Below are 14488 nucleotides of genomic sequence, written 5' to 3'. Positions count from 1 at the left end.
AACCATGGTTCACCGTCGGCGGATCAGCCGCGGGTTCACGCTCGTCGAGTTGATGGTGGCCATCACCCTGGGCCTGTTTCTTCTGATCGGCCTGAGCAGCCTGCTCGTGTCGACCGTGAGTTCGCGCTCGGAGCTCGACAAGTCATCGCGGCAGATCGACAACGGGCGCTACGCATTGCAGGTGCTCAGCGAAGACATACAGCTCGCCGGTTTTGTCGGCGCATCCTCGAGCACGGCTTTCGCCAACATGACGCCCGTGGCTTGCCCCACGGGCACTACGGACCTGGGCTACGCGGCGACGACGAGTCCAGGCACCTCCAGCGTCCCCCTGCCGGTCTACGCGCTGGGCAGCGTGCCGAGTTGCCTCGACCACGTCATGCCTGGCACTGCCATGCTGGTCGTCACGCGCGTCAGCACCAACGCAGTGAACGTGGCGTCGGTGGCCAGCGGCGAGCGCTACCTGCAGATATCCACCTGCACGAATGACTCGCTGCCCTTCGTGGCGGCAACCGGGTCCTCGGCGGCGAGCTTCACGCTGAGGCAGAAGGACTGCCTTGCGGCCAACCTCGCGCCGCTGCGCAAGATCGTGCAGCACGTGTACTTCGTGAGCACCTGCAACGCGTGCGGCTCCGACACCACGCCCACGCTCAAGATGGCCGAGTACCTCAACGGCGCAATGACCATCACGCCGCTGGTGGAAGGCATCGAGAACATTCAGTTCGACTACGGCATCGACATGGATGCCAACGGTTCGCCGGATTGCTATACCAGCAATCCGGACAGCCCTCCCACGACGGAAGTCGCGGCTGCCGTGTGCCCACAAACAACGCCCGCCTATGACTGGACGGCCGCCGCGACCAATTGGGCCAACGTGATGGCAATCCGCATTCACGTGCTGGCGCGCAACACGGAAGCCAGCAGCGGCTGGATCGACGGGAGAACCTACGACCTTGGCCTGGCGACGCCAACGGCGGGCCCATTCAACGACCACGTCAAGCGGCACGTCTACAGCACGGTTGCCCGCCTCTACAACAACTCAGGCCAGAGAGAAGTGCCATGAACCGTTTGAAAAATGGCTGTGCCCGCCGAGGCCAATCGGGTGCGACCTTGCTGGTCTCGATGATCTTCCTGGTGGTACTGACGCTCATGGTCGTTTCGGCCGTCAAAGTCACCACCGTCAACACAAAGCTGGTCGGCAACATGCAGACAGAGAACGAAGCCAATGCGGCCGCGATGCAGGCGATCGAAGCGACGATCAGCACCGACTTCACCTCGATGCCGGTGGCCAGCACCACCACAGTGGACATCAACAACAGCGGCCAGGCCGGCTCAGCGTACACCGTCGCCGTGCCGGCGCCCGTTTGTACCGGCATCAAGCCCATCAAGCTCAGCGAGCTGGACGCCAGCCAGGCCAGCGACCAGCCCTGCTATGTGAGCGGCGCCTCGCAGAACACGGGCATCGCCGGCGGGGGCACGGGCGGCGATTCGCTGTGCTCGAACTCGAACTGGGAAGTCAACGCAACTGCCACGCCGCCCGCAGGTGGCGCAGCCGCGGCAACCACGCACCAGGGCATCGCGGTGCGCGTCGTGGTAGGTGCGGCATGTTGATCGAATGGGAGCAGGACATGAAGAGGCCTTCGAATTTCTGGCGGCTTGGTGCCTTGGCACTGCTTGCCCTGGCAAGCGCCGGGGCGCGAGCCGACGACATCGACATCTATCAGGGCACGACCAGCGGCAGCGCGCCGAACCTGTTGATGATCCTCGACAACGCGGCGGCGGCGAGTGCGAGTTCGACCTTCACCTGTTCCGACCCCGACCTGGTGGTGAACGACCCGACGAAGAACCTGGGCTTTGAGCAGTGCGGGCTGTACAGCGCCATCAAGGCCGTTGGCACCGATGCGGCCCTCAAAGGCAACATCAACCTGGGCCTGATGTACTTTCCTTCCGGACAGACCGATGGCGGCACTTTTGTCTTGCCCAAACCGTCGCCGGTGCCGAGCTCGCTGCAGCTGATGGATGACACGGGCCTCGACAAGATGCTCAAGCGGGTCGCGGCGCTGAGCCTTGCCGATGACAAGAGCAACAACAACCAGATTTCTCAGGCCATGCAGGAAGCCTGGGCCTTCTACCAGGGTAAGACTGGCCTGTCGGGCACCACCTACCCGGGGCTGGCGAACCAGCAAGCCTGTGGCAGGAATTTCGTCCTCTACATCACGCTGGCCACCAACAACCAGAAGATGCAGGACAGCGGGAACCTGGGCGGCAATGCACTGCAGGCGGCGCAAGGCCTGACGAGCCTGCCGGCGCAGCTGCCGATGCTGGCATGGAAGTCTCCGATTGCGCCGAACAGGATCCCCAAGAGCGGACCTCCCTACGCAACCGACTACTCCGACGAGTGGGCGTACTTCATGTCCACGGGGGCCTCGCCCAACCTGACGACGCCCTACCCGGGCATCACCACCTACACCATCATCCTGAGCGACGGGACCAATCCCGAGTACGAGCAGCTCATGGCCAGCATGGCCACCCATGGAGGGGGGCAGTATTTCGTGGTGCAGATCGGCGACGTCAAGGGACTGGCCGCCGCCATCAGTCGGGTGTTCAGTGACGTGCAGGCCGTCAACAGCGTGTTCGCGGCGCCGGTGTTGCCGGTGAGCGCCAACATGCAGGGGACCTACGTCAATCAGATCTACATGGGCATGTTCCGCCCCGACGGCAGCGAGAACCCGCGCTGGATGGGCAATCTCAAGCAGTACCAGTTCGGCGTGGATACCACCGACCCGACGGCGCCGCAGCTGTTTCTCGCCGACGCCTCGTGGGGAAACTACTCCGCCGGCACCAACGCCAACCGGGCGCTGAGCGCGGCGGGCACAGGTTTCATTTCACCCACGGCGGTCAGCTTCTGGAGCGCCAAGGACATCAGTTCCCTGCCCGACTCCAAGGGCGGTTTCTGGCTCAACGCGTTCAAGGCGCAAGGCGCCAGCGATGGCCATGACTGGGCAGACGGGCAGATCGTCGAGAAGGGCGGGGTCGGGCAGCAGATCCGCCTCAAATACCTGACTGACTCCTACCCCTCGACCTCGACGGCGAGCGCGACAACGTCGCGCAATGTGTACACCTGCGTTGGCAGCAGCTGCATTGCCAACACGGCACTGAGTGCGATGCCATTCAAGGTCAGCAACGCAAACCTCACGGCAACGGCGCTGGGCATCACGTCCAGTTCGGTGACCGCCGCCAACCTGATCAACTGGGCGCGCGGCGACGACACCTACGCGAGCGGCGACTCCGCCGCCGGCCCGGAGGCCAGCCGCCCCCCCGATACCAGCATCACGGTTCGCGGCTCAGTACATGGCGACGTGCTGCACTCGCGGCCCGCCGTGATCGACTACGGCGGCACGACTGGCGTGGTGGTGTTCTACGGCGCCAACGACGGCATGTTCCGCGCCGTCAACGGCAACCAGCCCAACAACCCCACCGACCGCAGCAAGCCGAAGGGCAACTGCACGTTGTCGCCTACCTGCGCGATCTCCGTGAAAGACGCCACCGGCGCCACGGCCAGCGTTCCCCCGGGCGGCGAACTGTGGAGCTTCGTGCCTGCGGAGTTCTACCCCGGTCTGCAGCGGCTCTACCAGAACAGCCCGGCGCTGAAGCTGGGCAGTTCCACCACCGGTGTCGCAAAGACCTATTTCTTCGATGGTGCGCCAGGCGTCTACCAGAACAGCGCCACGGGCACGGCCTATCTCTTCCTGTCGGCGCGTCGCGGTGGGCGGTTGCTCTACGCGCTGGATGTGAGCGACCCGGTCAATCCGAAGTTCATGTGGAAGCGCAGCAACGCCGACACCGGCTTCGGGGAGCTCGGGCAGACCTGGTCGCAGCCGAAGGTGGCGATGATCAAGGGCAACGCGAACCCGGTACTGATCTTCGGTGCCGGCTACGACACCAACGAAGATGCCGAGCCGCCCGCAGCCGATACCATGGGCCGGGGGATCTTCATCCTCGACGCGGTCACCGGCAACCTGCTGTGGCAGGCCGGGCCGGGCGGAAGCGGCACGACCTGCACCGGCAACCCCTGCAAACTGGCGGGCATGAACTACGCGATTCCGGCCGACATCACGCTGGTTGACCGCGACTTCGACGGCTACATCGATCGGCTCTACGCAGCCGACACCGGCGGCAACATCTGGCGCGTGGATCTCCAGCCGACCGGCAGCGGCAACGCGAGCACCTGGCAGGCCACCCAGCTCGCCGCGCTGGGCGGAACCGGCGCAACCAAGCGCAAGTTCTTCTTCTCGCCCGATGTGGTGCTGACGAAGACCTATGACGTGGTGCTGGACATCACAGGCGACCGGGAGCATCCGCTGCTGACCCAGAAAGCCAGCGGCATCGTGAACCGCTTCTACATGATCAAGGACACCAACGTGGGAGGGGACGGAGCCGGCTGGACACCCGTGCGCGACGACACCAGCAGCACAGCGGACGTCGCACCGGCCGCACTGTTCCACGCCACCGCCTCCGCCCCTTACAACGGCACCCTGGGCGGTTTCTACGTGACCCTGGGCGGCGCGGGGGAAAAGGGCGTGAACGCGCCCACCACCGTCGGCGGCATCGTCTACTTCGGCACCAATCAGCCCATCGTCCCAAGCAGCACCAGCTGCCAGGCCAACCTGGGCACGGCGCGCAGCTACGGCGTCAATTTCCTGACAGGCGCCACGACCTCCAAACTGCTTCACGGCGGTGGGCTGGCGCCGTCGCCGGTGTTCGGCGTCGTCACGGTCACCGTCGACGGCAAGGATCGGCGGCTGCCGTTTCTGATCGGCGGCGGCGGCGGCTCCGGCGCGGACGGAAGTTCAGGGCTCGGCGCGCAAAAGCCGATCATTCCTCTCAACGCAACGAGAAAGAGAACCTATTGGTATCGGGAAACCGACCGCTGAGAGGCATCACCCTCTGCCGCGCCACGCCCAGCGCCGACCAGTCGCGCGCCGTGAGCATCAGCGCCACCGGGCGCACCACCGTCACCCGGGCGAGCGGCGGCACCTGCGCCGCGACCTGACCCGGGCCGGCCGAGGGGGTCCGCCGGACGAACGACAATAGGGCCCTGTGGCAAGCCCGGGCGCCGGTCCCGCCTCTCTTGCCTTGACGACCTTCACCAGGAACAACGCTCCCGCATTCATGGAACACCGGCTGGACTGGGCCCTTGCCGCCTGCGCTCGCATCCTCAGGCCCGTGGTCCGGCTGGCGCTGGGCATGGGCGTCAAGCACCCGCACCTCGAAGCCCTGCTGCGCGACCTGCTCATCGAGGAAGCCCAGCGCACCTGGCGCGCCCAGGGCGTGACCAAACCCAACCTCAGCCAGATTTCGGTCACCACCGGACTGAACCGCAAGGTCGTCACCGCCAAGGTCCGCGCCACCGTCGACCCGCTGCCCCACACCGAGCTGTCAGCGGCCGCCAAGACTTTTACGTTGTGGTTACAGATGACCACCGACGACGACACCCTGCGCCGCCTGCCCGTCGTCACCGAGGGTGACGGGCCGTCGTTCGAGCGCGTGGCCCGCCTGGCCAGCCGGGGCAACGTGCACCACCGCACCATCCTCGACGAACTGGTGCGCCTGCAGATGGTGGCAGAGAGCGACGGCAGCGCCGAACTCACGGCCGACGGCTTCGTGCCGGTCGAAGACCTGCAGTCGATGCTCGCCTTCCTGGGCGACAACGGCCGCGACCACCTGCTGGCCGCCGTCTCCAACACCCTGGGCGAACAGCCCCGCATGCTCGAGCGCGCCGTGTACGCGCGCGGGCTCACGCTGGCCGACTGCACGGCCATCGAACGCCTCGTGCGCGAACGCTGGGCCGGCCTGCACCACGAGCTGGCCCGCGAGATGACCGAAGCCGTCGACCGCGTGCCCCCCGAGGCCAAGGCCTCCGCGAAGGCGCGCATCCGCGTCGGCATCTACACGTATTACGAAGACGAAGAAGGCGCGCCCGCCCCCGGAGCGCCCCAGCACAACGAGTCCCCCCGATGAACACGCCTCCCCTCTCCTTGCGACTCGTGCGCGGCCTGCTGATGGCCGGCGCCATGGCCCTGCTTCTGTCCTGCGGGGGAGGCGGCGGTGGCAGTGGAGGCGGCGGCACATTGGGTTTCGGCACCGCCGGCACCACGGCCACCGGTAACGGCGGTGGGGGCGGCGACGGCGGCTCGGGTGACGCCGGCTCCGGCAGCGGCACGGGCAATGGCAGCACCGGAAGCACCGGCGGCGGCGACAGCACCGCCAGCAACACCAACGGCGACGGCTCGGGCGTGGGCTCCGGCGGCACCGGCGTGACCGCGGACGCCGCCGGCATCGGCGCGGCCGACGGCCTGGGCAGCGTGATCCTCAACGGCCTGCGCTACAACACCGACAGCGCCACCTTCAGCCTCGAGGACACCACCGAGCTGCAGATCGGCATGAGCGCGCGCATCGCCGGCAAGGTCGACGCCAACTTCACCAGCGGCATCGCCGCCACCGTCGTCTCGGCCGCCGAGCTGCGCGGCGCCGTGTCGGCCATCGACCTGAAGGACGGCAGCTTCACCGTGATGGGCGCCCGCGTGACCACCGACAACGCCACCGTCTGGGGCGACGCCAAGGGCGCCACCGACCTGGTCGACACCGCCGTGGTGCAGGTGTGGGGCCTGCCCGCCGCGCCGGGCACGCTGCGCGCCACGCGCGTGCAGGTGGCGCCCACCACCACCGCCCCGCTGGTGACCGGCACCGTGCAAAACCTCGACCGCGGCGGCCAGCAGTTCACGCTCGGCCTGCTGACCATCGACTTCGCCAGCGCCGCCTTCGGCCCCGGCATCGACGCCGCCAGCCTGGCCAACGGCGCCATCGTCCGCGTGCGCGGCACGGCGGCACCGGCCGCCGGCCGCTTCACCGCCACCCAGGTGCAGGGCTGGTACGCCATTCCCTCGGCCGACGGCATCGCGCTGCAGCTGGCCGGCGTGGTCACCGACTTCGCCGCGCTGGGCGACTTCCGCGTGCTGGGCAACAAGATCGACGCGCGCAACGCCCAGATCACCGGCGGGCCCAGCGGCTCCATCGGCAACGGCGTGAAGGTCGAGGTCGACGGTTTCCTCTCGGGCCAGGTGCTCGTGGTCAAGAAACTGCGCATCCGCCACGTGCCCGGCACCGGCGGGCCCGTGTCGTTCACCGTGATCGGCCCCATCGCCAACTACATGTCGGCCGCCGACTTCATCGTGCGCGGCCAGCGCGTGAATGCCAGCGGCTCCGGTACCATCTTCGAAAACGGCACCGCCGCGGACCTGGGCAACGGCAAGCGCGTGACCGTCGTCGGCGACCGCGTGGTCGATGGCGTGCTCATCGCCCAACGCGTGAGCTTCACGCAGCCCTGAGGTCCGGGCCCCGGCGGTCCGGCCGCGCAGTGCGTGCACCCAGGGTGCGCGCACCGCGCACCCCACAGGCCACGCCACCCATGGCGCGACCGGATCGATCGGAGCCATGGACACCCACACCACCTCTGCGCCCGCTCCCACGTCGCCCCGCTGCTGCATCGCCGGCGGCGGCCCGGCCGGCATGGTGCTGGGCCTGCTGCTTGCGCGCGCGGGCGTGCCCGTCGTCGTGCTCGAGAAACACCTCGACTTCCTGCGCGACTTCCGGGGCGACACCGTGCACCCCTCGACCCTCGAAGTGCTGCACGAACTCGGCCTGCTCGACGCCTTCCTGCAACGCCCGCACAACCGCATCGAAGAGCTGCGCGGCACCTACGAAGGCCGCGGCGTGACCATTGCCGACTTCAGGCGGCTGCCCACGCACGCCCGCTTCCTGGTGCTCATGCCGCAGTGGGAGTTCCTGGACTTCATGTGCGACGAGGCGCGGCGCTACCCCGGCTTCGAGCTGTGGACCGACGCCGAGGCCGTCGGCCTGCTGCAGGACAAGGGCCGCGTCAACGGCGTGAAGGTGCGCGTCGGCGCCCGCAGCCCCGACAGCGGCGGCCCGAAGGACATCGAGCTGCACGCCTCCCTCATCGTGGCCGCCGACGGCCGCCACTCCACCCTGCGCGACGCGGCGGCGCTGCCGCACATCAGCTACGGCGCGCCCATCGACGTGCTGTGGATGCGCATTCCCAAGCTGCCCGGTGACCCCGAAGCCACCGGCGGCCACATCGCGGCGGGCCACCTCCTGGTGACGCTCAACCGCGGTGACTACTGGCAGTGCGCCTTCGTCATCCGCAAGGGCGGCAGCGCCGAACTGCAGTCGCGCGGCATTGCCGCCTTCCATGCCGAGATCGCGCGCATCGCGCCCTTCTTTGCCACCCGCCTGCCCGAGGCCCTGCCCGACTGGGAGGCCGTGAAGCTGCTCGAAGTGAGCGTCGACCGGCTCGAATCGTGGTCGTGCCCCGGCCTGCTGTGCATCGGCGACGCCGCGCACGCCATGTCGCCCGTGGGCGGCGTCGGCATCAACCTCGCCGTGCAGGACGCCGTGGCCGCCGCCAACCTGCTCGCTGCGTCGCTGGTCGGCAGCGCCACCGACAAGGAAATCGACAACCTGCTGCCCCAGCTGCAGCGCCGCCGCGAATGGCCCGTGCGCGTTACCCAGGCCGCGCAGCGCCTCGTGCAAGACCGCGTGCTGATGCCCGTGCTCAGCCGCAAGGCAGCTGCATCGACCGCGCCCCGCCCCATGCCCTGGCCCCTGCGCCTGCTGGGGCGCTGGCCGTGGCTGCGCACCCTGCCGGCGCGCGCCGTGGGCATCGGCGTGCGGGCCGAGCACGTGCAATCGCCGCGCGCGTAACGCGCGAATCGGACTCGTCGGATCAGCCGGGCCGGCGCGCCTGCGTCGGCTGGCGCGACCAGTACACGCCATCGAGCCGGTCGAGCCGCACCTCGCCGCCCGTGGACGGCGCGTGCACGAAACGCCCGTCGCCCACATAGATGCCCGCATGCGTGGGCGACGCCGAGCCGAACAGCACCAGGTCGCCCGATCGAAGCTCCGACATCGGCACCGGCCGACCGAAGCCCGCCATGCGCGACACCGTGCGCGGCGGCACCTGCCCCACGCTGTGGCGGTACACGTAGCCGATGAGCCCGCTGCAATCGAACCCGCCCTCGGGCGAGTTGCCGCCATAGCGGTACGGCGTGCCGACCAGCCCCAGCGCATGGATCGTGATGCTGTTCGACTGCTCCGACGTCAGCGGCGGGATGTTGCTGCTGGGCACCGCCCCGCCGGGCGCGCGCGCAGGCGGCGGGCTCGCGCAGCCGATGGCCAGAAGGCAGGCGGTGACGGCGGGGATCAGTCGGAACAGGAGTCGCTGCTGCAGCAGCGACAGCGATGCGGGGAAATGAGGAGGCGTCAGCAATGGTGTGTCGAGCATGGGCGCAGGCCGGTCTTGTGGACGTGGCCCGACTCTAGCGCGAGTGGGCCGGATCGCAATGCAGAGCCCCTTGGTGGGCGACAACGCCCTCGCCCTTCCTCCTCATCATCAGCTGAAGCCGAAGACCAGCAGCAGGTTGTTCGCAGGCATCGCGTGCCGCTCGCGCAATGCGAGGCCGACACGGCGCGCCTCTGCCACCACGTCGTCGAGCCGGCGAATGCCCCAGGCGGGATTGCGTGCGCGCAGGTCTTCGTCGAACGCCAGATTGCTCGGTGCCGTGGGGCCGTGCTGTGCTTCGTCTTCGAAGTAAGGCCCGTAGGTGACCAGCACGCCGGTGCCGGCACGCAGATGCCGCGCGGCACCGGCCATCAGCGCGGCGCAGGTGGGCCAGGGCGCGATGTGCAGCATGTTGGCGCAGTAGATGGCGTCGAACTTTTGTTCTTCTTTACCTTCCTGAGCGAACGCAGGGCCTTGCGAGGGCCACTGCGGCGCCATCACGTCGAGCAGCAGCGGCGGGCGCAGGTTGGGCAGCGCGGCTTGCTCAACGCGACTGGCGATCGCGGGGAGCGAGCGGGTGTCTGCGTCTGTGGGCTGCCAGGTCCATGAGGGCATGGCGGCGGCGAACCAGGCGGCGTGTTGGCCTGTGCCGGAGGCGATTTCCAAGGCGGAGCCGCGCTCATCGAGGATGCGGGTCAGGGCATCGAGGATGGGTTGTTTGTTGCGGTCGGCGGCTGGGCTGGAAGGAAGATTGAGCATCAAAGAAATCTCGGGTTAATACACCTTGGGTTGCAAGGCAGATGTTGCAGAATGCCTCGAGAAAGGATCCCCCGTGGATGAAGCACTCCATGTTGATACTTCTGGTGAGATAGGCTCGGACTCCTCATATCAATTAGACATTCAGAGGGTCTGATGAAGCACCGGTCAACAACCAAAAAGGGGGATGCGCTAGAGCTCATCATTCGAGATCTACTTCAAACTGAGATCGAGGCAGACCGTTTCTACTTGAAGAAGGAGCAATGCAAGTTCTACTGGAAGAAGGGCTACTTCTCGAAGGATCGCGGCTCAGAGATAATTTTTGACGTGGCGATCGAGGTGTACCTTCCCGGAGCCGAGAAATACTCACACCTCGTTCTCATCGAGTGCAAGAACTACAAAGATCACGTGCCCGTCAGTGATGCAGAGGAGTTCTTCTCGAAAGTCCAGCAGGTCGCCGCCGCGAACTGCAAAATGATCATCGCTTCAACGGCGCCCTTCCAGCACGGAGCAGTCGAATACGCGAGATCCAAAGGCATAGGCCTACTTCGCTACTTCGAACCGGGCAGTCACAAGTGGGAGTTGCACCGCTCATCTTCCGCCACGGCACACAGTTCCGCAGCCGAACAAGCGGAAACGATCGCATCTGCCCTTACGCGAGAGGATTTCGCGAGCCAAGCGTTCGACATGTATATGCAGTCTCCCTCTCGAGCGACAAATTCGCTTTGGGACTTCTTCGAAGACGTGCTTTTCGGTGACACGTTGCCCCCGGCGCTGATACGGCGCATTACAAATCCGCGAAGCAAGCTCAAGAGTCAAGTTCCCTTTCTTACCATGGAAAACCTTGAGAGAACTGCCATGAAAGCTCTCTCAACCATCGGCTATTCGGGGGGCGAGGTGAACCTGGATGTGCTCTGTAGCCACGAGGCGCTGCGCACAGGGTTGGTCGTCGAAACGGGAGTCCTCTCGTCACCCAATGCCATTGCATTTCCGGTTCTTGGTCGAATCCAGTTCGAGCCACCTACCATTCAGGTGTACGCGATTGAGCCGATGCATCGCGGACGTGATCGCTTCACGCTCGCACATGAACTCGCGCACCATCTCTTGGATCACGGCCGATTTCTGATCCGAGAAAGTTGCGATGACGGTGACTTCGACTTACGGCGCTCGATAGGTTCCACAGGCAACGACGTTGCCCGGTTGGAGCTGCAAGCCAATCTACTCGCAGCTAGTCTTCTGATGCCAAGAGCTTTCGTTACCAGCGATTTCCATCAGATGCTGCGTACATTGGAAATTTCGGACAGAGGCTATGGTCCTTTGTATGTTGATGATCAGCCATGCAATTTGCAGAACTTCGACGCCGTCGTGGGCCATCTCATGCAGCGCTATGGAGTGTCACGTTCCGCAGCGCAGATCAGACTTGAGTCGATGGGCCTGCTTCACGACGCTCGCAGGCGTTCCGGCCCGCAATCCATTCAAAGCATCCTGGCTGCAACGGCTCACTGAGAGCCCTAAAAGAGTATGGATGTCACGCAGACCTTGCGGCTTCTCTTCGATCCGCCGCACACAACTTCTGCTTCGTTCCATAAACAGGCCTCCCGCCACAGGCTGAAGAACGACAGCGCTCAGTTCGAGGCCGACGCCCTAACATCCACGCAGGGGCCCGCCCCTCACCCTCCCCCACTCTCCTGAAACAACGCCGCCGCATCCCGCGCCAAATCCGACGCGATCCAAAGCAGGTTGTCCCGATGCCCTGCCCCCGCATCTTCGAACCATCCATCGCCGGCGCCGTGGCAGCACCAGAGCAGTGAGTTCAGTTGTTCCAGCTTGCATTCCAGCAGGTCTGCTGCGCTCGGGGTGGTTGCTTGGAGAGGGGTCGACCCGGTAGGCCGGGCCATAATTCGTTTAGCCATTTGTTGTGCTCCTTGTCAAAGTAATGCACGTCACTTGGTTAGACGGTCATGGTGTTCGCGCACCGTGGCCGTCGCCTTTTGTGCCTCACGTTCGCATCGATCGATCTGCATCGATGGCCCGCCGTGAGGCGAAGCGGTTCATTCATTCACTCAATCAGTCAGTGGTCCGTGGTGCGGTGTGTGCTGCCCTCCTCGCCCACATGGCGGGTCGTTTCATCACAGGGGCATTCACTGTAGAGAAGTCCCGCCCGGCGCAGAGAGATATTTCGCCGAGGAATGCGCGGTTCGCGCAAGTAATCGCGCTGCGGCAGCGGCGATTCACAAAGCCCTGACAGTCAGGCCCTGAAAGCGGGGCCCGAGCCCCGCATCGACAGCAGCGCCTCAGCCCTGCCCGCCGAACTCCCGCGCGTGTTCCACCGCGTACTTGATGAGCTCCGCCTGCCCTTCGATGCCCAGGCGCCGCTTGATGCTCTGGCGGTGCGCCTCCACGGTGCGCACGCTCAGGCCGAGGTCGCGCGCGATCTGCTTGCTCGATTCGCCGCGGCCGAGCGCACTCAATATCTCGCTCTCGCGCGGCGTGAGCAGCGGGCGCGGGGTCTGGTTGCGAAAGAGTTTCTTCGACACGGCCGGGCTCAGGAAGGTGCCGCCCGCCGACACGGCCTCGATGGCCGCCACGATCTCCGCGGCCGGCGCATCTTTCAGCACGTAGCCACGCGCGCCGACCTGCAGGGCCTTCTGCACGTACTCGGGGTTGTCGTACATGCTGAGCATCACGATGTGCGGCGCGGGCTTCTGGTGCTGCGGCTGTTGTTGCAGCAGCAGCGCCGCCAGCTCGATGCCGTTCATGTCCTTCATGCCCACGTCCATGAGCACGAGGTGCGGCTGCGCGGGGCCGATGAGTGCCAGCGCCTCGGCCGCGCTGCCGGCCTCGCCCACGATCTCCAGGCCGGGCATGGCGCCCAGGCGCGCGCGCAGGCCGTCGCGCACCAGCGGGTGGTCGTCGACCAGGAACAGGCGCACGACAACGGGAGCAGCAGCGGCGGCGGGGTCTTCTTTCATGGCCGCTATTCTGGCTTTGCGCGCCGCACGGGCACTTCGGCCACGATGGAGGTGTGGCCCCGGCCCGAGCGCATGCGCAGCCGGCCTTCGATGGACTCCATGCGCTCGCGCATGTTGCGCAGGCCGATGCCGCGCTGCGGGTCGAGCTGCATGGCCTCGACATTGAAGCCGACGCCGTCGTCGCTGATCTCCAGGCGCACGGCCTCTTCGTCGAAGCTCAGTGCAATGTGCACCTGTTGCGCACGCGCGTGTTTATGCACATTGGTCAACGCTTCCTGCGTGACGCGAAAGAGCGCGGTCTTGGCTTCTTGCGACAGCTCGAAGGGTTCGCCCTCGACCATGATGGATGCGTCCACGCCGCCTTCCTCACCGAACTCGGCGCCCAGGCGCTCCAGCGCGGCGGGCAGGCCCAGGGTGTCGAGCAGCGCGGGGCGCAGCCGGTGCGAGATGCGGCGCACCTCGGTGAGCGAATCGTTCAGCCGCTGCAGCGCCTTGCCGAGCGCGGGCGGCGGCGACTGGTGCGCGCGGTCGAGCTGCTCCACAGCCGATTCGATGAGCAGCTTGGCCGACACCAGCGTCTGGCTGGTGCCGTCGTGCAGTTCGCGCGCGAGGTGGCCGCGCTCTTCTTCCTGCGACTGCACCACACGGTGCGCGAGCAGGCGCAGCTTGGCTTCGGCGGTGCGGTGCTCGCTGAGGTTGAGCAGCAACCCGGCCGCGCTCACCACGCCCAGGCACAGCGCGGCGATGCCGGCGATCCACAGCAGCGTGGCGGTGACGTTGGCGTTCATCTGCCGGTCGAGGGTGTCCATGGTCGACTGGATGTCGTCCAGGTACAGGCCGGTGCCGACCATCCAGTTCCAGCGCGGCAGCGCGGTGACGTAGCCGAGCTTGGGCGCCATCTGCGCGCTGGAGGGCTTGCGCCATTCGTATTCGACGTAGGCGCCGCCCTTGTCGCGCGCGCCCTTGATCAGCTCCTGGATGGTGAAGCGGCCATGCGAATCGCGCAGGCTCCACAGGTTCTGGCCCACCAGCTCGGGCTGGCGCGAATGCATGAGCGAGTTGCCGTCCATGTCGTAGACGAAGAAGTAGCCGTCGTCGCCGTAGTTGAGCGTGGCCAGGCGGCGCAGGGCCTCGGTGCGCGTGGCCTCGTCGTCCAGGCCCGACTCGTACAGCGGCAGCAGGTTGCTCACGGCCAGGTCGACATAGCTGCGCAGCTCGCTGCGGCGCTGGGCCATGTAGCTGCGCTCGATGAGCGCCCGCTCGCGCTGGGCCAGGTCGTGCTCCTGGTGACGCACGGCCAGGGCCACGAGCACCAGCGCGACCAGCAGGGGCGCAACGGCCAAGGCGACGATCTTGGTGCGGAGGTTCATCGTCGGGGTGGGTGCCTCGTTCGTCCTGGTGC

General features: G+C 66.5%; 11 protein-coding genes. 7 read left to right on the top strand and 4 right to left on the bottom strand.

The window, feature by feature from the left end; genetic code table 11:
* The first annotated feature begins 4 nt into the window (after nt 1–4).
* From AC07OX_RS08055 to AC07OX_RS08030, 6 genes are all read left to right on the top strand, one after another.
* On the top strand, nt 5–1060 hold the full coding sequence (locus AC07OX_RS08055; RefSeq protein WP_495260701.1) for a PilW family protein: 1056 nt from the start codon (nt 5–7) through the stop codon (nt 1058–1060).
* Nucleotides 1057–1608, top strand: coding sequence for a pilus assembly PilX family protein (locus AC07OX_RS08050; RefSeq protein WP_492685937.1), 552 nt, complete (start codon nt 1057–1059; stop codon nt 1606–1608). The genes AC07OX_RS08055 and AC07OX_RS08050 overlap by 4 nt, the downstream gene beginning before the upstream one ends.
* The gene (locus tag AC07OX_RS08045; RefSeq protein WP_495260702.1) at nt 1602–4931 is read left to right on the top strand and encodes a pilus assembly protein; all 3330 of its coding nucleotides are present in this window, start codon (nt 1602–1604) and stop codon (nt 4929–4931) included. The genes AC07OX_RS08050 and AC07OX_RS08045 overlap by 7 nt, the downstream gene beginning before the upstream one ends.
* A gap of 238 nt (nt 4932–5169) precedes the next feature.
* The gene (locus tag AC07OX_RS08040) at nt 5170–6018 is read left to right on the top strand and encodes a DUF6502 family protein (RefSeq protein WP_492741964.1); all 849 of its coding nucleotides are present in this window, start codon (nt 5170–5172) and stop codon (nt 6016–6018) included.
* On the top strand, nt 6015–7385 hold the full coding sequence (locus AC07OX_RS08035) for a DUF5666 domain-containing protein (RefSeq protein ID WP_495260703.1): 1371 nt from the start codon (nt 6015–6017) through the stop codon (nt 7383–7385). Before AC07OX_RS08040 ends, AC07OX_RS08035 begins: the two co-directional genes overlap by 4 nt.
* A gap of 106 nt (nt 7386–7491) precedes the next feature.
* Nucleotides 7492–8781 (top strand): FAD-dependent oxidoreductase, encoded by a 1290-nt coding sequence (locus tag AC07OX_RS08030; RefSeq protein WP_495260704.1) that lies wholly within the window; start codon nt 7492–7494, stop codon nt 8779–8781.
* Between the two features lie 22 nt (nt 8782–8803).
* Here the strand turns inward: AC07OX_RS08030 and AC07OX_RS08025 are convergent, their stop codons facing one another.
* Nucleotides 8804–9361 carry a C40 family peptidase gene (locus tag AC07OX_RS08025; RefSeq protein WP_495260705.1) on the bottom strand — a complete coding sequence of 186 codons (558 nt, stop codon included), beginning with the start codon at nt 9359–9361 and terminating at the stop codon, nt 8804–8806.
* Between the two features lie 108 nt (nt 9362–9469).
* Complete coding sequence (locus AC07OX_RS08020; protein ID WP_495260706.1) at nt 9470–10117, bottom strand: DUF938 domain-containing protein; 648 nt, start codon at nt 10115–10117, stop codon at nt 9470–9472.
* A gap of 153 nt (nt 10118–10270) precedes the next feature.
* On the opposite strand from AC07OX_RS08020, the gene AC07OX_RS08015 reads away from it, so the two are divergent.
* Nucleotides 10271–11620, top strand: a complete 1350-nt coding sequence (locus AC07OX_RS08015) for an ImmA/IrrE family metallo-endopeptidase (protein WP_495260707.1) — start codon at nt 10271–10273, stop codon at nt 11618–11620.
* Between the two features lie 788 nt (nt 11621–12408).
* Here the strand turns inward: AC07OX_RS08015 and AC07OX_RS08010 are convergent.
* Together AC07OX_RS08010 and AC07OX_RS08005 are read right to left on the bottom strand one after the other, a co-directional pair.
* Nucleotides 12409–13086, bottom strand: coding sequence for a response regulator transcription factor (locus AC07OX_RS08010; RefSeq protein ID WP_495260708.1), 678 nt, complete (start codon nt 13084–13086; stop codon nt 12409–12411).
* 5 nt (nt 13087–13091) lie between these two features.
* Nucleotides 13092–14456: a cache domain-containing protein gene (locus AC07OX_RS08005; protein WP_495260709.1), complete on the bottom strand. Its 1365-nt coding sequence runs from the start codon at nt 14454–14456 to the stop codon at nt 13092–13094.
* Nucleotides 14457–14488: the final 32 nt, after the last annotated feature.

This window comes from Variovorax sp. GW821-FHT09D07 (assembly GCF_059416345.1).
The sequence above is the reverse complement of the archived record's forward strand: the minus strand, read 5'-3'. Positions and strand labels throughout refer to the sequence as shown.

Bases quoted from the DNA above. Each gene is read 5' to 3' on its own strand.
- AC07OX_RS08055 (WP_495260701.1), top strand. From the start codon at position 5: ATGGTTCACCGTCGGCGGATCAGCCGCGGGTTCACGCTCGTCGAGTTG.
- AC07OX_RS08030 (WP_495260704.1), top strand. From the start codon at position 7,492: ATGGACACCCACACCACCTCTGCGCCCGCTCCCACGTCGCCCCGCTGC.
- AC07OX_RS08040 (WP_492741964.1), top strand. From the start codon at position 5,170: ATGGAACACCGGCTGGACTGGGCCCTTGCCGCCTGCGCTCGCATCCTC.
- AC07OX_RS08025 (WP_495260705.1), bottom strand. From the start codon at position 9,361: ATGCTCGACACACCATTGCTGACGCCTCCTCATTTCCCCGCATCGCTG.
- AC07OX_RS08035 (WP_495260703.1), top strand. From the start codon at position 6,015: ATGAACACGCCTCCCCTCTCCTTGCGACTCGTGCGCGGCCTGCTGATG.
- AC07OX_RS08015 (WP_495260707.1), top strand. From the start codon at position 10,271: ATGAAGCACCGGTCAACAACCAAAAAGGGGGATGCGCTAGAGCTCATC.
- AC07OX_RS08020 (WP_495260706.1), bottom strand. From the start codon at position 10,117: ATGCTCAATCTTCCTTCCAGCCCAGCCGCCGACCGCAACAAACAACCC.
- AC07OX_RS08050 (WP_492685937.1), top strand. From the start codon at position 1,057: ATGAACCGTTTGAAAAATGGCTGTGCCCGCCGAGGCCAATCGGGTGCG.
- AC07OX_RS08010 (WP_495260708.1), bottom strand. From the start codon at position 13,086: ATGAAAGAAGACCCCGCCGCCGCTGCTGCTCCCGTTGTCGTGCGCCTG.
- AC07OX_RS08045 (WP_495260702.1), top strand. From the start codon at position 1,602: ATGTTGATCGAATGGGAGCAGGACATGAAGAGGCCTTCGAATTTCTGG.
- AC07OX_RS08005 (WP_495260709.1), bottom strand. From the start codon at position 14,456: ATGAACCTCCGCACCAAGATCGTCGCCTTGGCCGTTGCGCCCCTGCTG.